The organism is Kitasatospora sp. NPDC101183, assembly GCF_044767945.1.
Classification (GTDB): Bacteria; Actinomycetota; Actinomycetes; order Streptomycetales; family Streptomycetaceae; genus Kitasatospora.
Map to the genome: position 1 here is coordinate 253,553 of NZ_JBIWOW010000010.1, position 21,860 is coordinate 275,412.

Annotated in this window: 22 protein-coding genes; 11 read left to right on the forward strand and 11 right to left on the reverse strand. The window is 71.7% G+C overall.

Going from position 1 to position 21,860, the window contains the following annotated elements:
- Nucleotides 1-326: 326 nt before the first annotated feature.
- Nucleotides 327-866: a flavoprotein gene (locus ACIRRS_RS16775; protein ID WP_402970988.1), complete on the reverse strand. Its 540-nt coding sequence runs from the start codon at nt 864-866 to the stop codon at nt 327-329.
- A gap of 155 nt (nt 867-1,021) precedes the next feature.
- On the opposite strand from ACIRRS_RS16775, the gene ACIRRS_RS16780 reads away from it, so the two are divergent.
- From ACIRRS_RS16780 to ACIRRS_RS16825, 10 genes are all read left to right on the forward strand, one after another.
- Entirely contained in the window at nt 1,022-2,206 is a 1,185-nt protein-coding gene (locus ACIRRS_RS16780) for a helix-turn-helix domain-containing protein (RefSeq protein WP_402970991.1), read from the forward strand.
- 104 nt (nt 2,207-2,310) lie between these two features.
- Nucleotides 2,311-2,766 carry an ATP-binding protein gene (locus ACIRRS_RS16785; protein WP_402970994.1) on the forward strand — a complete coding sequence of 152 codons (456 nt, stop codon included), beginning with the start codon at nt 2,311-2,313 and terminating at the stop codon, nt 2,764-2,766.
- Entirely contained in the window at nt 2,763-2,897 is a 135-nt protein-coding gene (locus ACIRRS_RS16790; RefSeq protein ID WP_402970997.1) for a hypothetical protein, read from the forward strand. Before ACIRRS_RS16785 ends, ACIRRS_RS16790 begins: the two co-directional genes overlap by 4 nt.
- A 190-nt stretch (nt 2,898-3,087) precedes the next feature.
- Nucleotides 3,088-3,393, forward strand: a complete 306-nt coding sequence (locus ACIRRS_RS16795) for a hypothetical protein (RefSeq protein ID WP_402970999.1) — start codon at nt 3,088-3,090, stop codon at nt 3,391-3,393.
- Nucleotides 3,394-3,401: 8 nt separating this feature from the next.
- Entirely contained in the window at nt 3,402-4,298 is an 897-nt protein-coding gene (locus tag ACIRRS_RS16800) for a JmjC domain-containing protein (RefSeq protein ID WP_402971002.1), read from the forward strand.
- A gap of 55 nt (nt 4,299-4,353) precedes the next feature.
- Nucleotides 4,354-5,397, forward strand: a complete 1,044-nt coding sequence (locus ACIRRS_RS16805) for a methyltransferase domain-containing protein (protein ID WP_402971005.1) — start codon at nt 4,354-4,356, stop codon at nt 5,395-5,397.
- A gap of 324 nt (nt 5,398-5,721) precedes the next feature.
- Nucleotides 5,722-6,210, forward strand: a complete 489-nt coding sequence (locus ACIRRS_RS16810) for an RICIN domain-containing protein (protein WP_402971008.1) — start codon at nt 5,722-5,724, stop codon at nt 6,208-6,210.
- A gap of 152 nt (nt 6,211-6,362) precedes the next feature.
- Entirely contained in the window at nt 6,363-7,142 is a 780-nt protein-coding gene (locus ACIRRS_RS16815) for an SDR family NAD(P)-dependent oxidoreductase (RefSeq protein ID WP_402971011.1), read from the forward strand.
- A gap of 57 nt (nt 7,143-7,199) precedes the next feature.
- Complete coding sequence (locus ACIRRS_RS16820; protein ID WP_402971014.1) at nt 7,200-8,042, forward strand: helix-turn-helix transcriptional regulator; 843 nt, start codon at nt 7,200-7,202, stop codon at nt 8,040-8,042.
- Between the two features lie 54 nt (nt 8,043-8,096).
- Nucleotides 8,097-8,873: an SDR family NAD(P)-dependent oxidoreductase gene (locus ACIRRS_RS16825; protein WP_402971017.1), complete on the forward strand. Its 777-nt coding sequence runs from the start codon at nt 8,097-8,099 to the stop codon at nt 8,871-8,873.
- 7 nt (nt 8,874-8,880) lie between these two features.
- Here ACIRRS_RS16825 and ACIRRS_RS16830 read toward each other — a convergent pair whose 3' ends face one another.
- Nucleotides 8,881-9,792 (reverse strand): hypothetical protein, encoded by a 912-nt coding sequence (locus ACIRRS_RS16830; protein WP_402971020.1) that lies wholly within the window; start codon nt 9,790-9,792, stop codon nt 8,881-8,883.
- A 78-nt stretch (nt 9,793-9,870) separates the two neighbouring features.
- Nucleotides 9,871-10,050, reverse strand: a complete 180-nt coding sequence (locus tag ACIRRS_RS16835; protein WP_402971023.1) for a hypothetical protein — start codon at nt 10,048-10,050, stop codon at nt 9,871-9,873.
- A gap of 172 nt (nt 10,051-10,222) precedes the next feature.
- Between ACIRRS_RS16835 and ACIRRS_RS16840 the strand changes: the two genes are divergently transcribed.
- On the forward strand, nt 10,223-11,050 hold the full coding sequence (locus ACIRRS_RS16840) for an HAD family hydrolase (protein ID WP_402971026.1): 828 nt from the start codon (nt 10,223-10,225) through the stop codon (nt 11,048-11,050).
- Nucleotides 11,051-11,126: 76 nt separating this feature from the next.
- On the opposite strand, the gene ACIRRS_RS16845 is transcribed toward ACIRRS_RS16840, so the two are convergent.
- The 8 genes from ACIRRS_RS16845 to ACIRRS_RS16880 all read right to left on the reverse strand — a co-directional run bounded on the left by ACIRRS_RS16845 (nt 11,127) and on the right by ACIRRS_RS16880 (nt 21,703).
- Nucleotides 11,127-12,017, reverse strand: a complete 891-nt coding sequence (locus ACIRRS_RS16845) for a phosphate ABC transporter ATP-binding protein (protein ID WP_402971029.1) — start codon at nt 12,015-12,017, stop codon at nt 11,127-11,129.
- A gap of 23 nt (nt 12,018-12,040) precedes the next feature.
- Nucleotides 12,041-12,946 (reverse strand): sortase, encoded by a 906-nt coding sequence (locus ACIRRS_RS16850; RefSeq protein ID WP_402971032.1) that lies wholly within the window; start codon nt 12,944-12,946, stop codon nt 12,041-12,043.
- Nucleotides 12,943-14,691 (reverse strand): substrate-binding domain-containing protein, encoded by a 1,749-nt coding sequence (locus ACIRRS_RS16855; RefSeq protein WP_402971035.1) that lies wholly within the window; start codon nt 14,689-14,691, stop codon nt 12,943-12,945. Before ACIRRS_RS16855 ends, ACIRRS_RS16850 begins: the two co-directional genes overlap by 4 nt.
- Before the next feature lie 38 nt (nt 14,692-14,729).
- Nucleotides 14,730-15,962 (reverse strand): phosphate ABC transporter permease PstA, encoded by a 1,233-nt coding sequence (pstA, locus tag ACIRRS_RS16860; protein WP_402971038.1) that lies wholly within the window; start codon nt 15,960-15,962, stop codon nt 14,730-14,732.
- Nucleotides 15,963-16,026: 64 nt separating this feature from the next.
- Complete coding sequence (pstC, locus tag ACIRRS_RS16865) at nt 16,027-17,061, reverse strand: phosphate ABC transporter permease subunit PstC (protein WP_402971041.1); 1,035 nt, start codon at nt 17,059-17,061, stop codon at nt 16,027-16,029.
- 135 nt (nt 17,062-17,196) lie between these two features.
- Nucleotides 17,197-19,695 (reverse strand): hypothetical protein, encoded by a 2,499-nt coding sequence (locus ACIRRS_RS16870; RefSeq protein WP_402971044.1) that lies wholly within the window; start codon nt 19,693-19,695, stop codon nt 17,197-17,199.
- Between the two features lie 314 nt (nt 19,696-20,009).
- The gene (locus tag ACIRRS_RS16875) at nt 20,010-20,609 is read right to left on the reverse strand and encodes a hypothetical protein (protein WP_402971047.1); all 600 of its coding nucleotides are present in this window, start codon (nt 20,607-20,609) and stop codon (nt 20,010-20,012) included.
- Nucleotides 20,610-20,662: 53 nt separating this feature from the next.
- Nucleotides 20,663-21,703, reverse strand: coding sequence for a substrate-binding domain-containing protein (locus ACIRRS_RS16880; protein ID WP_402971050.1), 1,041 nt, complete (start codon nt 21,701-21,703; stop codon nt 20,663-20,665).
- Nucleotides 21,704-21,860 lie beyond the last annotated feature (157 nt).

Sequence of the window (21,860 nt, forward strand, 5' to 3'; positions counted from 1 at the left end):
CACCCCCGGGGGGCCGGGTCCGGGGCCCCCCCCCAGTCCGGCCCCACAAACCCCCTCGACGAGCCTCGCTCCCCTGACCGGGCCGCGCCGCCGACTCGGCGCCGCGGCCAGGAACCACAACTCCGCTGCCCCACACCGAGAGAAAGCCCGGCCATCCGGGGCCCTGGTCCTCGTCGCATCGAGGACCAGGCCGAACCACCGACTCGAAGCCCTCAACACCCCGCGCAGGAAGTCGGCCCGGCCGACTTCCTGCGCACGCAGACAAACCCGTTCAGCAGGCCCCATTGCCCAGCCCGGGCAATGGGGCCTGCTGACGGATGACCGTCTCACATCGATTGCTTCATGGGCCGGAGCAGGGCGAGGACGTCAGTCCATTTATAAGTCTCCCGGCCAACAATCGAGTTGGGTTTGTGCGGTACGCATTCGCTGATCAGCACGCCCATCGAGCGAAGCCTGGCCAGGCTCTCGACGTAGGCCGGGTGTGCGGCCAGTGCGGAGTTCACATAAGGCTGCACGGCCATCGGAATGCCAAGACCGTACGCCTCACACAGAATGCCCAGCGCGAGCGTATCGGCGATGCCAGCAGCCCACTTGTTGACGGTATTGAACGTGGCGGGAGCGACCGCGATGGCATCGGCCGGCGGCAGGGGCTTCGGGGCTCCTGGAGCGCGCCAGCCGGATCGAATCGGGTAACCGGTCTGGGCCTCGATGGCGTCCTGGTCCATGAGCGCGAGCGCGTTGGGCGTGGCGATCACACCTACCTGCCAGCCCTCCGCATGGGCTTCGGAGATCAGTTCGCTCACCCCGTCCGCGATGCCTGCGGCGCAGACGACGACGTAGAGGAACGGCTCGCGGTGCTCACTCAACCTGGGCCCCCAAATCTTCCGAATCACGCCGAACCCTGCTGAGGCCGCGGGATGTTACCGCCAGACTGAGATCGCCTCAAGCATTCGCACGCGATATCACGTCCGGCCCCCTCGACGAGTACCGTCCGCACCGGTCGCTACGAACGGAGTCCAGTATGCCTAGGCACACTGCCGAGCACACCGGCGAGCGCATCGCCCAGTACCGCAAGCTGCGCCGCCTGACCCAACGCGAACTCGCCACCCGTGCCCACATCTCCTACAGCATGCTCACCAAGGTCGAGCAGGGCGTGAAGCCTGCCACACCATCCGTGATCGCGGCCGTCGCACGCGTCCTGTTCGTACAGACCGTCGATCTCACCGGTCAGCCGTACGTAGCCGAGCTCCAACAAGACGAGCTCGACGTCCTGATCCAGCCGATTCGCGAAGCCCTCGACCTGTACGACCTGGGCGTCGATACCGAGATCGCACCACGCCCACTCGATGAACTGCACTCATCTGCAGAACAGTTGTGTGCGTTGATCAGAGAGACCCGCATCAAGGATGCCGCACGGATTCTGCCCGGCCTGATCGCCGAGGCCACGACGGCCTCGCACGGTTCCCCGTCAACGAAGGCGTGGCAGGTGCTGGCCAGCACGTTCCGTACCGCCTACGACATCACCTCGAAGCTCGGCTACACAGACCTTTGCGTCGTGGCCCTGGATCGAATGGCGTGGGCCGCCGAGCGAGCATCCGATCCAATTCTCGCCGGTGTCCGCCAGTACCTCCGGGCGCTCGTCTACCTGCGCTCGGGCCAGTTCGACCTGGGGAAGCGACTCGTCGGTGTCGGGATGAAGGCCCTCGGCGAAGCAGATGCGGGCCGGCTCCGCGAGGTCGCAGTCGGACAGCTCCACCTTGGCGCGGCGATGCTCTCAGCGAGGTCTGGCGACGGGGGCGCGGCATTCGAGCACATCTCGGAAGCCGCCCGGATCGCCGAGACAACGGGCGAGGCCACGAAGGTGTACTGGCTCGCGTTCGGACCGACGAACGTCGCAGTACACCAAGTCGCGGTGCTGGCCGAGCAATACCGGTACGCAGAAGCTGTTCGCGCTGCCGAACAAATCGAGGTTCCGGAAGAATGGCCAGCATCCCGAGCAGCCACGCACATCGCAGAGGTCGCGCGCGCGCAGCTGTGGCTCGGACGCCCCGAGGCATCTCTCAAGTCACTTCAGCGTGCACGGGAGTTGGCGCCGCAGCAGATGCGCTACCACCCAATGGTGCGTGAGACCGTCTCCGGTCTCGTCTCCGCCCACCGGTCGACACCGGAGACCCTGACGAGCATGGCCCATTGGGTCGGCATCTGATCATCACTCTTTGAGCTTGGACTATCACCGCAGAGTGATGGTCCAAGTTCTTCCTCGCGGCGATGCTCTCCGTAGCGCAACGACTACGCCAAGGAGAAGCGCCGATGACCCTCCTCTCGAACGCCACGAGAGGCACGCTGCGACTCGACTTGGGCGTCAAGGTCCACCAGCGCGCCGAGCCGGCGACCGTCTGCCTGCCCTACCAACCCGCATCGGTGGCGGCGGCCCGAAAGCTCGTCCGCGCGAAGCTGCGGGAGTGGGGGCTGGATGTCCTGATCGACGACGCCACCCTCGTCGTCAGCGAACTGGTCACCAACGCCGTCAAGACCGGCTGCCAGACCCGCATGGTCGTCGCCGTCCGGCGCCCCTCCCCCGACCGCGTCCGCATCCTCGTCGGTGACGGGTCCCGCGTGATGCCCGTGATGATCCGGGCCGGGCACGACGCGACCTCCGGGCGGGGCCTCGCGATGGTGCACCGGCTCACGCGTGGGCGGTGGGGCATCACGCCGCTCCCGCTCGGGAAGATCGTCCATGCCGACCTCACGGCCCCCACCGAGTGAAGCCCCTCCCGCCGGAGGACAACGAGCACGCCCCCGACCCCGTCCACCTCTGGACCGCCTACGGGGTCTCCGCAGCCGCCGCTTTCCACCTGGTCGCCGCCGCCCTCGTCCTCCTCCACCACTCCCGCTGAACCCCCGGATGCCGCCCGGCCTCCGGAACTCCCGAACACCACGGAGGAACCGTGACCCTCAACCTCTACGAACTGCCCGTCCAGGGCGCCCGGTTCGAGCGGCAGTGCGGCGGCAACCTCAGCAGCGAGAACGAGACCTGCGTCGACCTGGTCCGCCCACATCACATTCGAGCACCGCACGATCCCGCCCATGTTCACCGGCCACCACCTCCTCCGCCGCCCCTCCGACCTCGATCAACGCACGTGGAAGGACGCGGACTCGGCGGTCTCCTGGCTCACCGGGATCTACCGGAAACACCCGCCGGCCCACCGCACCGACGGACGAGCCGCCGACTGCGGCCTGACGGCGCGGGCCACCTACGCCCGGCCCGCGCTCGACCACGGCACCGACGTCGTCTGGTGCTACTACCTCCCCGGCACCCAGCTGATCAACTACGCCGTCATCTGCTGCCCGAACCTCCCCCTCCACCCGACCATCCCCTGCCCCCTCGGATGAGAAGCCCGATGCCGACCATGTCCCTTTCCCAACTGCTCGGCCCCGCAACGGAGTCCCTCCTCCGCGCCTGCCCCACCGAGCCCGTGCTCCACCGGCGCAGCGGCTCCGCGCTGGACCGGGAGATCACCCTCCAGCTCATCGACCGCCACATCGACCACGGCCTCCTGGACCCCGCCTCCACCGCAGCCGTCCGGGACGGGCGCGCGGCGCACCCGGGCCGCTTCTCCAGGGACGGGCGGATGAGGCCCGGCAAGCTGCGGGAACTCCTCGACGAGGGCTACACCGTCAACCTGCGCGAGCTGCAGCGCACCGTCCCGCACCTCGCCGAACTGTGCCGCGCGATCCGGGAGGAGACCGGGTACACGCTGCACGCCTCCGGAATCGTGACCCCGCCCGGCGGCCGGGGTCTCGGGCACCACTGGGACCAGTTCACGGCCGTGGTCACGCAGTTGCACGGCCGCAAGGTCTGGCCGGTCCGGCGCCCCGAGGTCGAGCTCCCGCTCGACGACTACCTGGTCTCCCCGGTCATGTGGACGCGGGAGATGCAGGACCGCTGGGACACCACCGAACCGTACGCGGAGTACGACCTCGGCCCCGGTGACACGCTCGTCCTCCCCAGGGGGTGGGTGCACAGCCCGCACAACACCGGGGGCACGACGACCAGCTTCCACCTGACCTTCGCCCTGCGGGAGCGCACCGTCCTGGACCTCGCCGAGGCCCTGGTCGCCACCGCCCTCCCCAAGACGGAGTTCCGGGCCGGCATCGCCCCGGCCGACCTGGGCGAGGAAGCCCTGCCCCGCACCCTCCGCGACGTCCGCCGGGCCCTCGTCGCCCACCTCGACGAGACCGACGTGACGGCGGCGGCCGCGGTGATCCACGCGGGTCTGACCGGCAGGCCCGCATGACGAACCACCTCCTCCGGGCCGTCGAGGCGGCGCTCGACGGCCCGGTTCCCCGTGAGTGGGCGGAGGCACCAACGCCGTACCCCGCCACCACTTCCTGCCCGAGCTGATCTGGTTGGACGACGGGCTCGGTGGCTACGAGCCGTGCGACCTCCCGACCGACCACGAGCGGTGGTTCGAGGAGGTGTACTCCGACATCCCGATCGTCACCCGGGTCGACGAGGACCTCTGGCCGTCCTCCTCCGCCTCCGCGCCCTCGGTCGTCGTCCGCATGCTGCGCGACCTCGACCTCCGGCCCGGCATGAAGGTGCTGGAGATCGGCACCGGGACGGGCTGGAACGCCGCCCTCCTCGCCCACCGGCTCGGGCCGGGCCGGGTGGCGTCCGTCGAAGTGGACTCCGCCATCGCCTGGCAGGCGTGGGCGAACCTGAACGCGGCCGGGGTGAACGTCGAACTCCTCTGCGGGGAGGTGGCGTTGGGATGGCCGCGCCTGGCTCCGTACGACCGGATCGTCTCGACCTGTTCCGTCCGCCGCGTCCCCCGGGCCTGGATCGAGCAGACCGGGCCCGGCGGCGTCGTCCTCACGCCCTGGGACAGCCCGATGGTCTGCTGGGGCCTGCTGAAGCTGACCGTCCAAGACGACCACGCCGAAGGACGGTTCAGCCCCCACTCCGCGTTCATGCTCATGCGCAACCGGCGCCGCGACCTGCGCATCTTCCGGGACGTCGTCCGCGACGACCACCGCCCCGACGAGTACGCGAGCACCTTCTCCCCTCACAAGGTCACCGGCAACAGCTGGGAGGCCCGCTTCGCCCTGGGCCTCCTCCTCCCCGACGTGTGGACCGCCTGGGACCCGGAGACCGGCCGCCTCTGGGCCGCCACCACCGACACCCGCTCCTGGGCGGCGATCGACCGCGACCACGACCGCTTCACCGTCCACGACCACGGCCTCCGCCACCTCTGGGACGAGATCGAAGCCGCCCACGACTGGTGGCAGGACCAGGGCAGCCCCAGCCCCGAACGCTTCGGCCTCACCGTCACGGAAACCGGCCAGCACCCCTGGCTCGACCACCCCACCCACACCCTCAGCGCCACACCCTGACCGACGCGCAGGAAGTCGGCCGGGCCGACCTCCTGCGCACTGTCCCGGGGTACCCACATCGATGCGGCTGCCCCAGCGGAGTGGCCGCCACCCGGCTGGACACCGTGCGTCAACATTCCAGGCCCGATGCGAGTCGCCGCAGGTGGACCGCCTGCGGCATCGCCTGTTCGGCTGGCCTCCGGGGAGATACGCCCGGTGTCCCCTTTCACTCGCGTAGGGCAAGACGCTCGACCTCGTCCGGTTCCACGACCCGAGCGGCGTCCAGGCTGTTCGTGGACGTCTCAGGAATCACCTGCGACCGATCGAGCGAAGAGAGAGAACGACATGCCGAAGATCGGCAAGATCGCACTGGCCGTCGCCACGGCGGGCCTGTTCACCGGCGCCCTCACGGCCGCCGCGCCCGCAGCCTCGGCCCAGTCCACGAACTTCACGGCGCTGGTTGAGTCGGTGAGGGACGGGGACTTCCTCCACAAGGGGCCCGGCAACGACGTGACCCTCGGCACTCCCAGCAACTGGGCGTTCCAGGAGGTGGCGCCCGACACCTACCGGATCCGGGCGGCCAACACGGTGGGTGCACCGTGTCTCAGCGCCTCAACCGAAGGGACCTTCTTGACGGTGCTCCCGTGCGATGACCCGTTCTTCAATCAGACCTGGAAGCTCACGCCGGCGAACCCGGACCAGCCCGATCGCGTCCGCATCGAGGCTGCGGACGCCGCAGGCTCCGTCCTGGAACAGCACGGCCCCGGCGAGAGAATCACCCTGGAGCACGCAACCGACAACGGCCGCCAGCAGTGGCTGGTGTATCGCCGGTAAGAAATCGGCCCACCAACGGCGAGCGAGCCCGGCGACCCGCCGGGCTCGTTCTCGCTCCCTCCGCGCCCACGTCAGCCCCGGTTCGGTGGCCCTGGTGGACCCCGGTCGAGGTGGGCCTGTCTGCCACGGCGGGCGGTGGCGAGGCTGGGGCCATGACCGACAGCAACAGCAGCAACAGCGTCGTCCTCATCACAGGCGGCACCAGCGGCATGGGACTGGCCACCGCCCGCCTCCTCCTGGAGTCCGGCGCCCACGTCGTCGTCACCGGGCGCGACGAGGCCCGCCTCGACCGTACGGCCGAGGAGTTGAGCGCCGTGTCCGACCGGGGCGGGCGGCTGATGACCGTCCGCGCCGACTCCGCCGACCTCGGCGACCTCGACCGCCTCACCGCCCGGATCCGCGAGCGCCACGGGCGCCTGGACGGGGTGTTCGCCAACGCCGGGGTCAGGGTGTTCGGGCGCGCCGGCGAGGTCACCGAGCGGGACTTCGACCTGAGTGTCGGTGTGAACCTCAAGGGGGTGTTCTTCACCGTCCAGAAGGCCCTGCCGCTGCTCGACGCGGCCGGCGGCGGCTCCGTCGTCCTCAACGCGTCCTGGACGCTGCACCGGGGCCTGGCCGTGGCGCCCGTGTACGCGGCCACCAAGGCCGCCGTCCACAACCTGGCCCGCACGCTGGGCAGTGACCTCGCCGGGCGCGGCATCCGGGTCAACTCGATCAGCCCGGGCTACGTCGTCACCGGGATGTTCCACGCCGCCAACCCGGACGAGGCCTCGCACGAGGCGATCCGCGCCCCGGTGCCGCTGGGGCGGCTCGGCCGGGCCGAGGACGTCGCGGAGACGGTGGCCTTCCTCCTCTCCCCGCGTTCCTCCTACATCACCGCCCAGGAGATCGCCCTCGACACAGGCCTGGTCACCGCCGTCCCCTCCCCCTGACCGGCTGGCCCTCGCAGGACCAGGCACGCCACCCCCGCCACCGGCCACAATCACCGCATGAGCACAGCGAGCGCAGCGACCACCATGGGCGAGTTCCTCCGCACCCGCCGCTCCCTCCTCCACCTCGACGACGTCCAACTGCCGGACTTCGGAGGGCAGCGCCGGGTCGCGGGCCTGCGCCGCGAGGAGATCGCCCAACTCGCCGGGGTCAGCGTCGACTACTACACGCGGATGGAACAGGGCCGCGTCCCCAACCCCTCGGCCGCCGTCCTCGACGCCCTCGCCCGTGCCCTGCGGCTGGACGGGGACGCGACCCGCCACCTCCACCGCCTCGCCCACCGCGCCCCCGCGCGCCGGACCCGGCCGCAGCGCGTACGGCCGATGCTGCAGCACCTGCTGGACTCCCTCACGGACACTCCGGCGCTCGTCATGGGCCGGCGCATGGACATCCTGGCCTGGAACCCGGCGGCCTCCGCCCTGTTCGGCGACTACGCGGCCCTGGAGCCGGCCGACCGCAACATCGCCCGCATCACCTTCCTCGACGAGACCTCCCGCGAGCTGTACGCGGACTGGACCGCCTGCGCCCGGGGGAACGTCGCCTACCTCCACCTGGACGCCGGCCGCCACCCCGAGGACCCGCAACTGGCCGGCCTCATCGGCGAGTTGTCCATGAAGAGCGAGGAGTTCCGCCGCTGGTGGGCCGAACACCCGGTCCAGGACAAGACCTCGGGCACCAAGCGCTTCCACCACCCGCTGGTCGGCGACCTGGAGCTGTCCTACGAGACCCTCCGCCCCACCGACGACCCCGACCAGGCCCTCATCACGTACGCCGCCTCCCCCGACTCCCCCTCCCACGACGCCCTGCGCATGCTCCTCGCCTGGTCGCGCAGCCTCTCCTGAGCCTGTCTCAAACTCCCACCCCCATCAGCCCATCCGCTCGGTAGAGTCCCGCCCATGGTGACTGTGAACGCGGCAGGACGGCTGACCGGGCGCTCCTGCGTGGTGACCGGGGCGGCCAGCGGCATCGGCCGGGCCGTCGCCGAACGCTTCGTCCGGGAGGGCGCATCGGTGGTCGCCACCGACGTCGACGCCGAGGGGCTGGACCGTCTGGCCGGTCAACTCCCCGGCGCCGTCAGCACGGTGGTCGGCGACGTGGCCCGGGAGGAGGACGCCCGCCGGATGGTCGCGGCGGCCGTCGAGCGGCACGGGCGGCTCGACGTGCTGGTGGCCAACGCCGGGGTGATCCCGCTGATGGAGATCACCGAGGCGAGCGCCGAGGACTGGGACCGGGTGATGGCCGTGGACGGCCGCGGCATGTTCCTCACCTGCAAGTACGCGATCGAGGCGATGACCGCCCAGGAGCCCCGCGGCGGCTCGATCGTCTGCCTGTCCTCCATCTCCGGCGAGGCCGGCCAGCGCGGCCAGGCGGTGTACGGGCCCGCGAAGTTCGTGGCCTCCGGGCTGACCAAGCACCTCGCCGTGGAATGGGCGGACCGCGGCATCCGGGTCAACGCCGTGGCCCCCGGCACGATCGGCACCGAGCGGGTCGCCCGACTGCGGGACGAGCCCGGCGGGCCCGAGTACCTGGAGGCGATCGAGAAGCTGCACCCGATGGGCCGCCTCGGCGACCCGGCCGAGGTCGCCGCCGCCGTCCTGTTCCTGGCCTCGGACGAGGCCTCCTTCATCACCGGGGCCGTCCTGCCGGTCGACGGCGGGTACCTGGCCCAGTGAGGCCGGGTCACAGGGAGCGCCCCCGGTCGTAGAGCGCCCGCAGCCACGGCTCCCGCACGGCGGGCATCCGCGCGAGCGCGTACCGGAACGCCTCCCCGGACGGCCGGCACGGGCGCCACGTATGCGGCGGGAGCGGGTCGTCCCGCTCCACGCCCTCCGGCAGCCCGCCGACTGCCGGGAGGCGGGTCCGGTGGGGCGGGAAGGCGAGTTCGGCCCAGAGGGAGGCGTCCATCGGTACGGGCACCGCGCCGGTGTGCGGTTGCCACGCGGCCCCGGTCTGCGGATGGACGGGCACCAGCAGCAGGTCGGCCTCCGGCTCGCCGTACCCCGGCCCGGCCAGGTCCAGGCGCCTCGCACCCTCCCCGCCGACGGGCAGCAGCGCGCCGAGCGCCGCCCCGAGCAGCCGGGCGACCGGCCCGGGCGCCGCCTCGACGGGCGCGCCACCGGAGGCCGCCACCACGTGGGCGAGCGCCACACCCGCCGGGATGTCCTCGTACTCGCCCAACCGGTGCCACAACGCACCGCCCGCCAGCAGCTCCGCCCACCCCAGCACCGGCCGCTCCGGCGGGGCGGGCAGGCGCACCACCGCCGCGGCTTCCAGCGCCACGACCTGCCAGTGCCCGCAGTCGTCCACCCTCGTGGCGACCGGTTCCCCGCAACCCAGGCAGGCGAGGTTCGGCCCGTCCCGTCCGTCGATCCCCATGCAGTAGCCGGCCGCACGTTCGAGGATCAGCCGGGTGCCGCGCACGTCACCGGGCGCGAGGACCACCGAGCCCGCGTCGACGGCGTAGCACCCGGACTCCAGCAGCGGCGGGTGCAGCTCCTCCCAGTGGGTGTCCGCCACGTGCACCGGCAGCGCTACCCGCGACACCACCGCCGTCAGGACCTCGCCACAGCGCGCACACCCGAACACCGCCATGCCAGGCCCTCCCCCTCGTCATCCCCGGAGCGTACGAGTCCGCAGGGCCGGCGGGCGCGGGGTTTTCCGGTGCCCGCGCTACGGGTGCGGGCGGGACCTCTGCGGGGGCAGGGGTGGGGACGGGGCGCGGCGGGCGAGGTCGGCGAGCGTCTGGAAGAGGACGTCGCCGAGGAGGACCGGGTCGCGGGAGGTGTCCCAGGAGACCTCGGTAGCGGTGGTGGTCGGGGGCTGCTCTTCGTGGAGCTGGCGAGTGGGCATCGCTCTTCCTGCCGACGTGGTGGCTACGTCGATCTCCTCCCCGGAGGAAGCGGCAGCGACACGCCCGAACGGGCCGACACGCGTAGATCGGCCGGAATCGACGCTTCACCGGCCGATAGACAGCTGAAGACCCCCCGGCCCCGCACCCCCGCCGATGGGCGAAGATGGAGCGGTGACCCAACCTCGCCCCGCCCTGCGCCTCGTCGCCACCGATCTGGACGGCACCCTGCTCTGCTCCGGCGGCACCGTCAGCGACCGCACCGCCGCCGCCCTCGCGGCGGCCGAGGCGGCCGGCGTGCAGGTGGTGTTCGTGACCGGCCGGCCGCCGCGCTGGATGCAGCAGCTGAGCGCGCACATCGGCGGCCACGGCCTGGCGATCTGCTCCAACGGCGGCGCCGTCGTGGACGTGCGGCGCGGCGAGCTGCTGGAGTCCTTCCCGCTGCCGGTGGACACCGCCCTCGCGGTGGTCGAGGTGCTGCGGGCCAAGCTGCCGGGGACGGCCTTCGCCTTCGAGTACCCGGAGGGCTTCGCCCGGGAGCCCGAGTACGAGGTGCCGATGTGGGGCGAGCAGACGGACCACCCCATCGGCCCGGCGGAGGAGCTGCTCGGCCACGGGGGCCCTGTCCAGGGCCTGTTCAAGCTGCTCGCCAAGCACCCGGACCTCGACCCGGACACCCTGCTGACCGAGGCCCGTACGGCGGCCGGCCACCTCGCCGAGATCACCCGCTCCGCGCCGATCCCGCTGCTGGAGATCAGCGCGCCCGGCGTCACCAAGGCCAGCACGCTGGCCCGCTGGTGCGCCGGGCACGGGATCGACCGGAGCGAGGTGGTGGCCTTCGGCGACATGCCGAACGACCTGGAGATGCTGGCCTGGGCGGGCACCGCCTACGCCGTGGCCAACGCGCACCCCCAGGTCCTGGCGGCGGTGCAGCGGCACACCGTGAGCAACGAGCAGGACGGCGTCGCCGCCGTCCTGGAACGGCTGCTCCAACTCCCCTGACCGAGAACTCCCCTGACGGAGAACTCCCCTGACCGAGAACTCTCCTGGCCGAGAACTCTCCTGACCAGCAACTCCCCTAGCCGAAGCGCCCGTTGACGTAGTCCGAGGTCCGCTGGTCGCGCGGGCTGCCGAAGACCTGCTCCGTCGCCCCGGCCTCGACGATCCGCCCCGGGGTGTCGTGCGTGGCGAGGAAGAACGCGCAGGTCTGCGAAACGCGCTGCGCCTGCTGCATGTTGTGGGTCACGATGACGATGGTGAGCCGCCCGCGCAGCTCCTGGATCGTCTCCTCCACGCGCCGGGTGGAGGTCGGGTCGAGCGCCGAACAGGGCTCGTCCATCAGCAGGATGTCGGGCGAGACGGCCAACGACCGTGCGATGCACAGGCGTTGCTGCTGCCCGCCGGAGAGCGACCCGCCGGGGGTCTGCAGCCGGGTGGCGACCTCGTCCCAGAGCCCGGCCCGGCGCAGGCTGGACTCGACCAGGTGGCGCCGCTCGTCCTTGGACACCTTGATCCCGGCCAGCTTGAGCCCGCTGGCCACGTTGTCCTCGATGGACATCGCCGGGAACGGGTTGGGCCGCTGGAACACCATCCCGATCCGGCGCCGCACCTCGGCGGGGCGCCGCCCGGCCCGGTACACGTCGTCGCCGTCGAGCAGCACCTCGCCGGCGAGGGCGGCGCCGCGCACCATCTCGTGCATCCGGTTGAGGGTGCGCAGGTAGGTGGACTTTCCGCAGCCGGAGGGCCCGATCAGCGCGGTGACCTCGCCCGCGGGCATCGCCAGCGAGACCCGCTCCAGCACCTTGTGGGAGCCGAACCAGGCGGAGAGGTCCCGGGTCTCCAGCCCGGCCAGCGGGCCGGTCGGCGCCGACGCCGGGGCCGGAGCCTGGGCGGGCGCGGGGGGCGCCACCGGGAGGGTGAGGGTGTCGGCCGCCGCCGCGTCCTGCGGCTGCTGCGTGGTGTCGGTCATCGGTACGGTCCTCCGGACGCGCGTCAGTAGAGGTTGGGCAGCAGGGCGGCGGCGTTCTCGTAGACCGCCCAGAGCAGCGCGCCGACGACCGGCGCGGCGGTCAGGTAGACGACGGACGAGGGCCGCCAGTACCGCGCCAGCAGCAGCGCGCCGAACACCGCGCCGAGCAGGGCCAGGGACCACAGCTGCAGCGTGGCCAGCGCGCCCTTGTCGGCGGCCAGCGCCTTGTCGTACGGGACGGTCGCGGGCCGGCCGCCGGGGTTCTGCTGCGGGTCGTCGTCGAGCCGGGCGCCGATCAGCACGGTGGAGCCGGGGATCCAGTCGGAGTCCCCGGTGACCAGCACCAGCCGGTTGCGGACCGGGTCGACGATCGGGTGGTCCCCGTCGCCGTACACGTTGACGGTGTAGGTGGCCCTGCCCTGGGCCGTGACGGTCTCGATCTTGTCGCCGACCCGCAGCTTGGACAGTTCCGCGAACGGCGCCCCGAAGGTGGCGCCCCGGCCGAACACCACGGCCACCCCGGCCTGCCCGGGCAGCGCGGTGTCCCGCCGGTGGCCGGGCCCGCGCATCAGGTCGCGGCCGGTGGTGCCCTCGACGACGACGTTCTGGTGCAGCCCGATCGCCGGAATGTCGATCAGCGCCACCGGGTCCCCGTCCGGCGCCGAGCCGGTGGGCGCGACGGCCCGGGCCAGCTGGTCCTGGAAGGTCTTGTAGGCGGTCGACTGGTAGTGCCGCTCCTGGACGTGCGAGAGCGTGAACAGGAACCCGACGAACCCCATCACCAGCGCCGCCAGCAGGCTCACCGCCCAGGCGCCCTGAAGGAACCGCCGCCGCCCGGCGGAGACGGCCGGCTCGGCCGCCTCCGCCACGGGCGCCGGAGCCGCCACCGGGGCCGTGGCCACCGGCTTCTCCAGCACCGGGGCCGTCACGCCGCACCGCCGGAGCCGCCGCGCCGCTTGCGCAGCAGCCGGCGCCCGAGCAGCGGCGGCACCAGGACGACGGCGAGCAGCTCCACCGCCGTCAGCGTGGACAGCGTCCAGTCCTCGGGCCGCCCGGACACCTCGACCACGTTCGCCGCGACATCCGTCGCACCGCCGCCGCCCCGGCCCCGGGCCACGACCTGGCCGGTCTGCGGGTCGATCTCCCCCGTGCCGTCGGCGGGCGCGTTGGGATCGGCCGCCCCTGCGGCGGGCGCGTTCGGGTCGGCCGCACCCCCGGTGCCGCCGGCACCGCCCGTGCCGCCGGTGCCGCCGCCCTTGCCGCCGGTACCACCGGCCACGCCGCCGCCGTTGTCGGAGCCGCCCTTCGTCTGCGGCTTGCCGTCGGAGCCCACGACGCAGGTCAGCGGCTGGCCCTTCTGGTCGCACGGGCTCGGCTGCGGCGCGTTCTCGAGGAGGGTCAGCTTGCCGTCCGCGTTGAAGGTCGGGTTCTTGCAGTTGGCCAGCGTGCCCGGGTCGACCGGGCTGGCGTTACCGGGGATCGACTTGCTCTGCAGCAGCCCACCCTTCACCAGGTTGCGCGGGAGCGGCGAGTAGCCGAGGTCGTCCGCCTTGCCCTGGCCCTCGCACAGCACGTAGGCGAGGTAGCGACTGAGCGCGGAACCCTTCTCGTCGTTGAAGCGCGGCGGCGGCGGGTCGGACACCCCGGCCCGCGGCACGATCACGTAGCTGTAGCTGGAGATCGGGTAGGCGCGCGGGTCCTTCATGGTGTACACGCCGTCGAGGTTCTGCTGCAGGAAGTTCGGGTCGGTGGGCGGGGTGCTGTCGTCGACGCCGCGGATCTTGGCGGCGGTGAGCGCCACCGCCACGTTGGAGGCGGTCGGCAGCGAGTAGTAGCCCGCCTCGTTGAGCACCCGCACGACGGGCCAGTTGCTGCGCTTGGCGAAGGCGTACTCGTCGTAGCCGATGGTGCCCTGGTTGGTCGAGGACTTGATGTACCCGGCGACCGTGTCCGAGCCGTTCTGCGCGGTCATCCGGCCGGACGCCGGGAAGAACTCGGTGTAGTCACCGCAGGGCACGCCGTTGGCCTGGGCGCAGTAGGCGTCCCACTGGTCCTTGTGGGTGTGCTCCATCCAGCGGGTGAACTGGGCGGTGGCGCCGGAGCCGTCCGAGCGGACCACCGGGGTGATCGGCAGGCTGGGCAGCTGCTTGCCGTACTCGTCGGTGATGCGCTGGTCGTTCCAGTTGGTGATCTTGTTGGTGAAGATGTCCACGATGGTCTGCGGGGACAGCCGCAGGTCGCGGACCTGCTTGCCGCCGACCACCAGGTTGTACATGAACGTGGTGCCGCCGGCCGTGATGGGCACGTACGAGTACCCGTACGTCGGCTTCTCCGCGGAACCGTCACCGTTGGCCCGGCCCGACTGGCCGACACCCGCGTCCTGTGCGGAGCGGAACGGCACGTCGGAGGCGGTGAAGTCGTTCATCCCGTTGGCCCACTGGACCCGGCCGGCCGCCGAGCCGACCGGACTGAAGTTGATCTGGATTCCCTGGGGGGAAACGTCCTGCCGCCACTGGTCGATGGCGGGGCCGGCCCAGCTGGAACCGGCCGCGCTCAGCGAGACGGAGGCGGCGAACGCCGGGGCCTGCCCCAGCAGGGGGGAGGCCGCCGCGAGCAGCAGGGACATCGCCCCTGCCAACGTCCGGGCCACGGAGCGCCTGAGGCCCCTGGGCATGTGAACTCCTCTGGTACGGAAGACGATTGGGCGGGGCATCAGTTCTGCTCCTTCGGCAGGAGCGCGTACGGGCGGGCCACGGCGCCGGCCGCGGCCGCCATCTGCCGGCGTCGCGTCTCCCGGTCGATCCGGCGCTTCTGCGCACGGGTCAGCTGCCCGGGACGCCTGCCGCCGAGCACACGCGCGGTGACGAAGAGGATCAGCACGACGGCCATCAGGGTCAGACCGGCCGCGAAGCCGCGCGCGATCATCCCGTCGTACGGCTGCTTGACGTAGTTCCAGACGTACAGCGGCAGCGACACCTGCGGATCCTTGAACGGGTTGCCGTTGAACTGCGAGGTGAACCCGGAGGTGAGCAGCACCGGCGAGGTCTCGCCGACCCCGCGGGCCATGCCGAGCACCACGGCCGTCACCAGCCCGGGCCGGGCGGTCGGCAGCACCACGTTCCACACCGTGCGCCACTGGCTCGCGCCCAGCGCGTACGAGGCCTCCCGCAGCGTCCCCGGCACCAGCCGGATGACCACCTCGGCGGCCCGGGTGACGATCGGCATCATCATCACGGTGAGCGCGAGCGAGGCCGCGAACCCGCTCTGGTCGAAGCCGAAGGTGAGGATCACGACACCGAGGACGAACAGGCCGGCCACGATGGACGGCAGCGCCGTCATCGCCTCGACCAGGGTGCGCACCGGCCGGGCCATCCGGCCGCCGACCTCGGACATGAAGACCGCCGCCGCGATGCCCAGCGGCACGGCGAACAGCGTGGCCAGGCCGAGCTGTTCGAGCGAGCCGACCACCGCACCCAGCGCACCGCCCGAGTCGAGCCCGTCCAGCGCTCCGGTGTGCTCCATCGAGTCGGTGAAGAAGTTGAGGTGCTGGGCCGCCACGTGGCCCTTGCTGGCGACGTAGCCGATCTGGTCGACGATCAGCGCCACGACCAGCAGCCCGGAACTCCAGGCGACCACGGAGACCAGGCGGTCCCGCACCGTCAGCGGGTGCCACTGGAGCCGGCCGAGCGCGTAGTAGCCGGCCAGGAACAGCAGGTACCAGCAGACCAGGAAGCCGAGGACGCCGCTGAACGGCAGCACCCGCTCGTACAGCAGCCAGTCCAGTCCGAGCGAGCCGGTCACCGCACCCAGCACGGTGAACACGTCCTCGCGGGTGACACCACCGAGCCGCAGTTTGCGCTCGGGGGCCGACGGTTCGGCCCCGGCGGGGGCCGGCTCGTCGGCCGGCCCGTTCACCGCGACCGGCGGCAGGTCGAGCGTGGTCATCGAATCGCTCCTTCGCGGTTCGGGTGGAGGCTTTCCCGGCAGTCGTGATGACGTCTCGGCATGCTCAGTCCGCCGTCGCGGCGCCGGAGCGCGAGCGGTTGATGACGATCCCGGCCAGCACGTTGACCAGCAGGGTCATCGCGAACAGCACCAGCCCGGCCGCCATCAACGCGGAGAGCGAGAGCTTGTCCGACTCGCCGAAGCGCAGCGCGATGAGCGAGGAGATCGAGTTGGCCCCGTTCTCCAGGATGTGCGTGATGGCCTTGAAGTTCGGGGAGATGATCAGCGCGACGGCGATGGTCTCGCCCATCGCCCGGCCGAAGCCGAGCATCACCGCACCGATCACCCCGCCCTTGCCGAAGGGCAGCACCACCGCGCGGACCATGCCCCATCGGGTCGAGCCCAGCGCGTACGCGCCCTCGCGCTCGCCCTGCGGGGCCTGGGAGAAGACCTCCCGGCTGAGCGAGGTGATGATCGGGATGATCATCAGTGAGACGACCGTGCCCGCGATGAACGTCGACGAGGTGTAGGAGGTGCCGATGTCGCCGGTGCGCACCTTGAGGAAGGGGATCGTGTCGCCCAGGTGGTTGGAGAGCCAGCGGGAGAACCCGACGGCGTGCGGCTGGAGGAAGAACAGCCCCCACAGGCCGTAGATGATGCTCGGGATCGCCGCCATCAGGTCGACCAGCGAGATCAGCACGGCCCGCAGCCGCACGGGCGCGTACTCCGAGATGAAGATCGCGGTGCAGAGTGCGACCGGAACGGCGATCACCAGCGCGATCACGGCGATCAGCACGCCGTCCGGCAGGACGGCCCCGATCCCGAACCTGTGCGCGGCGGTCTGCCACTTCTGTTCGGTCAGGAAGGACCAGCCGGTCGCACGCAGCGCGTCGACGCCGCGCAGGACCAGGAAGAAGGCGATCAGCCCCATGATCGCGAAGACCGAGAGGCCGGCGAGCCGCAGCACTCCTCGGAACACCCGGTCGCCGGGGGTCGAGGAGACGATGACGACGCGCGGGACGTCGGTGTCGGGCTGATGGTCGGCGGGTCGCTTCGGCGCCCCGTCGTAGGGTGCCGCGGGCTCGGCGGCGGCTGTCATGGTCTGCTCTCCGTGTCGGGAACGAGGGTGCTCGGGAACGGGATGCTCGGGAACGGGGTGGCCTGGCACCAGGTGGCTGGGCAGGTGCTCGGCGGGGCCGGGACGGCGGCCCCGCCGAGCGTGGCGACGGAGTGGCTACCTGCGCCGCAGGCGCGACCACTGGGCCTTGGCCCCGGCGAGCGCCTTCGCCCCGGTCGGGGTGCCGCCGAGGAACAGCGCCGCCGGTCCGCCGACCAGCAGCACCAGGCCGGCGATCAGCGCGATCGGCAGCAGCAGGCGCGCGGCTCCGGCCCGGTCGGCCGCGGGGCTGCCGGCCGCGACCGGAGCCGCGGTCAGTGCGCCGCCGGACGCCTTGCCGTTCGCGCCGGGCTTGCCCGCCGCAGCCGCGCCGGTGCCTCCGGCAGCCGCCGTACCACCGGCCGCACCGAGCCCGGAGCCGTCCGAGGAACCGCCCCCGGAGCCGCCGGCGCTGCCGCTGTCGCTTGCCGGGGAGGTGCCGCCGGAACCGGAGCCGTTGCCGCCACCGGAGCCCGAGGCGCCGCCGTCCGTACCGGAGCCACTGCCGCCCGGTGCGGTCTGGTTGCCCGGCAGCTTCCCGTCCTGCGCGGTGACGTGCTGGACGGCGTCCTGGGCCTGCTGCCGCTGTGCGGGCGTCAGGGCGAAGTACCCCTGGGCGAGCTGGCCCGGCGCGATGCCGTAGGTCTGGCCGTCCGTGGTCACCGTCTTGAGGAACTGCGCGATCGAGGCCGCCTTCTCGGCGGGCACTCCACCGGTCGGGACCATCGCGTACTGCACGGCGGTCAGCGGGTAGGCCCGCTGGTCGCGCGAGAACGCGGTGTCGGAGGCCCCGAACGGGAGCTGCTGCGTCCCGGTCGCGGCATCGGCCGGCATGTCGGCGACGGCCGCCTGGAAGCCCGCCGTGCCGGGCGCCACCCAGGCTCCGGCCGGGTTCAGCAGCGTGGCCTCGGGCACCGAGAACGCCTTCGCCTGGGCGGTGTCCATGATGGCGATCACCATGCGCTGGCCGGGTGCCATCGCCGCGCAGGGCGCGTGGGTGCCGTTCACCTTGGTCGGGTTCTGGCAGGTCGGCTGGTTCTGCATGAGGTTGCGGGCCACTCGCCCGAGCCCGTCGAGGGACGGGCTCCACTCGTACTGCTTCCAGTGCCGGAGATCGATTGACCCGTCGCCGTCACTGTTCACGCCGCTGAAGTCCTGGGGCTGGAACGCCTCGGTCGGGTAACCGGTGAACTTCGGCTTCAGGTAGAAGGAGTCGACGTGCATGCCCCACGGGTCCGGCTCACCGTCGAGGAAACGGGCCGCGTCCGGGTCGGAGGCCACCCAGGAGGTCAGCAGGTAGGTGAAGTCCGTGGTGCCGCCGGGGACACCGGGGTAGAGCTGCATGATCCCGCCGCAGCTGGACGGCCAGTGGATCCCGTTGGCCGCGGTCTCCGGGTTCAGCTGCTTGAACTCGGGATCCGCGAAGAGGCACGTCGGGTTGCCGGCCACGGAAGGAACGATGCCCCCGGGCACCCCGTAGGACTGGGTCAGCAGCTTGGCGATCATCCGGGCGTTCAACCGCATGTCGCGGATCTGCCGGCCGGTCTTCGCGTCGTCGATCACGAACGCGACGGAGATGCCCGTGGTCGCCAGCGGGGCGTACACGTAGGGGCGCGGTGGCGGTGACGTGTCCGGCCTGGCGGTCAGTGCGACCTCCGTGGTCGTGCTGCCGCCCAGGAAGGCCGACCGCGCCTGCGGCTCACCGCCGGTCGCGGAGTACCCCACGGTCATCGGCGAGCTGCTCAGGCACAGGCCCGTACGCCACTGCTGCATGGCGCGGTTGGCCATCTCCAGGCCCGCGGCGCCGAAGGCCTGGTTGGCCGCCGTGCAGGAGTCCGGGGTGGGCGCGAAGGAGAGCGGAACGGCCGTCTTGTGCTTCCAGGCACACTGCTCGCTGTTCCGGTTGTGGGTCTTCCAGTTCTCGTTGCCGGGAGTCATGATCGAGTCCGCGGCCACGTCGCCTTCGCCGTCGTGGTCCAGCCGGTGGTCCTCGCAGTTGGCCTTGCCGTTCAGCTCTCCCCAGAGGTCCAGCGGGTCGCCACCGTAGTTCGGCTCGACCACGATGGAGCAGGGGTGCGTCGGGTCGCAGCCGAGCGAGGAACTCTCCTTGCTGCTCCACAGCTCGATCGAGGCCGAGCCCGTGCCATCCGGTCCGGTCGTGGCCATCACCATGTTGGAGGGCCAGTCCGGGGTCTCCATGTGGGTGGGCCGGTGCGGCTGCTCGAAGCTCTTCGCACGGTCGCCGCCGTAGAGGGTGCTGCCGTAACAGTCCGTCACATCGGGATCGGTGCCGCGGCACTGGTAGATCCGCACGGCGTAGTAGACGTAGGGCTTGTACTGCGTCGTCGACGTGACCGGCGTGCCGTTCCCCAGGACGGTCGGGGTGAATCCGCTCCAGGAGACCTGGACGACCTGGTTGGTCAGGTTCGTCGTCTGGGAGACGGTGACGCTGCCCTCCTTGCCGTACTTCCCGGTGGCCGGGATCCAGACCTTCGGCCCGATCACCGTCACGGAGGAGTCCGCGTGTGCCTGCGGCACCGCGCCCAGCCCGATCGGGATCACCGCGAGCGCCGCCATCACCGACCAGACGACTGTCAGGGCCGATAGCCGACGGCGCCACCGTCCTCGGCCTCTCGGATCGGGTACGCGGTTTCTCATGGCCGGGCCTCCGGGAGATGCGGCCGCCGGGGGGAGGCGGCGCGAGGTCGTCGATCGCGCTGGGGACGGATGATTCCGTGCGTACTATTCGGCCAGCCGGACATGGCGGGATCCGGTCGGCCAGGTGTACGAGACCACAACGCGGCGACTCTGTACCGGAGTTGACAGATCCGCATGCGCAGGACCCCGCGCCGAGGCGCGGGGTCCTGCGCATGCGGTCACGAACTACCGGCTCAGTGGGCCGGGGTGTAGGACAGCGCGAGCGTGCCGACCTTCTGGCCGCCCTTGAAGTAGGTGGTGCCGAGGTTGGCGTCCAGGTACTTCGCGCCGACCGCGTCCACCTCGAAGCTGTCGGAGGTCAGGGTCTGGGTGAGGCCGCTGTGGGAGAACACGTCGTTGCCGGCCGCGTCCAGCACCGGCACCCGCGCCGTGGAACCGTCCGGAACCGCCGTGAAGTAGCCGTTGGCGGCGGAGTAGTCGAGCTGCTTGAAGGTCACGCTCTTGCCGGTGGTGAGGTTGAAGAACAGCAGGCCGCCGCCGAACTGCACGTCGCCGTCGAACGCCGGGATGTTCGCCGAACCGCCGCTCACCGGGAAGGTCAGGGTGAGGCCGGTGGCCTGGGCGTAGGCCGGGTTGGCGGGCTGCAGCGGGATGATCACGATGCCGTTGAGCGCGGCGCCCGACAGGAAGTTCACGTCGGTGGTCACCACGGCCTGACCGGCGGCCGGGGTGACGGTCGCGGTGGTGTCGGCGGAGGCCGCGCCACTGGCGGCGGTCAGCGCGAGGACGACGGCGGCACCGGTCGCGGCGAGGCGGACGGTCATTCGGGACATGCTGAACTCCTTGGGAGAGGGAGAGGTGATGGGTGGTGCTGTGCGGGGAGAGGTCAGGAATGCCAGACGGAACCGCACGCGAACGAGGACACCGGCAGGAAACCGGACGCCTTGATGGCGTCCGCGCCGTTCCGGCAGATCCAGCTACCGTGCCCGAGGACGGCGCGCAGAGCCGCCCCGTGAGCGTCCGTAGCGGTCCAATCGGCGTCGCGGACCACGGAGTACAGGATGTTCGCGTACATCGTCGCGGCGAAGTCGGCGGCGATCGTCTTGCTCTGCAGGTCGACCGGGGCCACGCTGTCGATGGACCGCAACGTCAAGGGCCCCTGGACATCGGCCCCACCGCCCTGACCGAGGTACGCCTGACCGATGAAGTAGCCCACCGAGTAGGGAACCAGCGCGTCGGGGTCTCCGAAGGCGGGATCGGTGCCCTGGTTCGACACCGGCACACCGGCGACGCACGTACCCGGCGTGACGGACGTTCCCCCACCGATGGCGGTCAGGAAGTCCGTCCCCAGTCCTGTCTGGGGCCAGGGCAGGTACGGCTTGATGGTGTCGGTGGACAGCGTCGGGTCGATCTGGTTCCAGGTGGTGACCGCGCAGGTGTAGATGTCCTTCAGGTTCTGCGTGGTCAGGTTCGCCGGGGCGTTGCCGGTGGACGGGGCGGCCCAGGTGACGGCGTCCTTGGCCAGCGCCACGAAGTCGTCGGTGCTCGGGTCGGTGGTCTGTGCGGGGCGCGAGGAGCGGGCGAAGTCCACGGTGGCGCGGGTGTTGCCGTTCAGGGCGAGGAAGCCCGCATAGGTGTTCGCGGGCCGGGCGATCGGCGTCGCCCCCGCCTTGGTGGTGATGGTGCCGGTGGGGCTCACGTCCCAGCTGTACAGGTGCGGCGCGCTCGGGTCGGTCAGCGAGGCGTTGTACGCGGCGGCGAGCTTGTTCATCAGGATCTGGCTGGTCCCGTCCCCGACGCCCACGATGTCCACGGCGTTCGGAGTGACGCCGGCGGCCGGGTCCGCCACCGCGGCTCCGCTCGGCACCATCGTGATCAGCGCGGCGAGCACAACAGTCCCCACCAGCCCGGTCGTGGCCCTACGCATCGTTCCGGCCTCCCGCTTCAACGTCGTCGAGGTGGCCCGGGGGGGGGGGGGGGGGGGGGCCCGGGCGCCGCGGGGGGGGGGGGGGGGGGGCGCGGGGGGGGGGGGGCGCCCCGGGGCGCGGGGGGGGGGGGGGGGGGGACCGCGTGAGGAGGCCCCG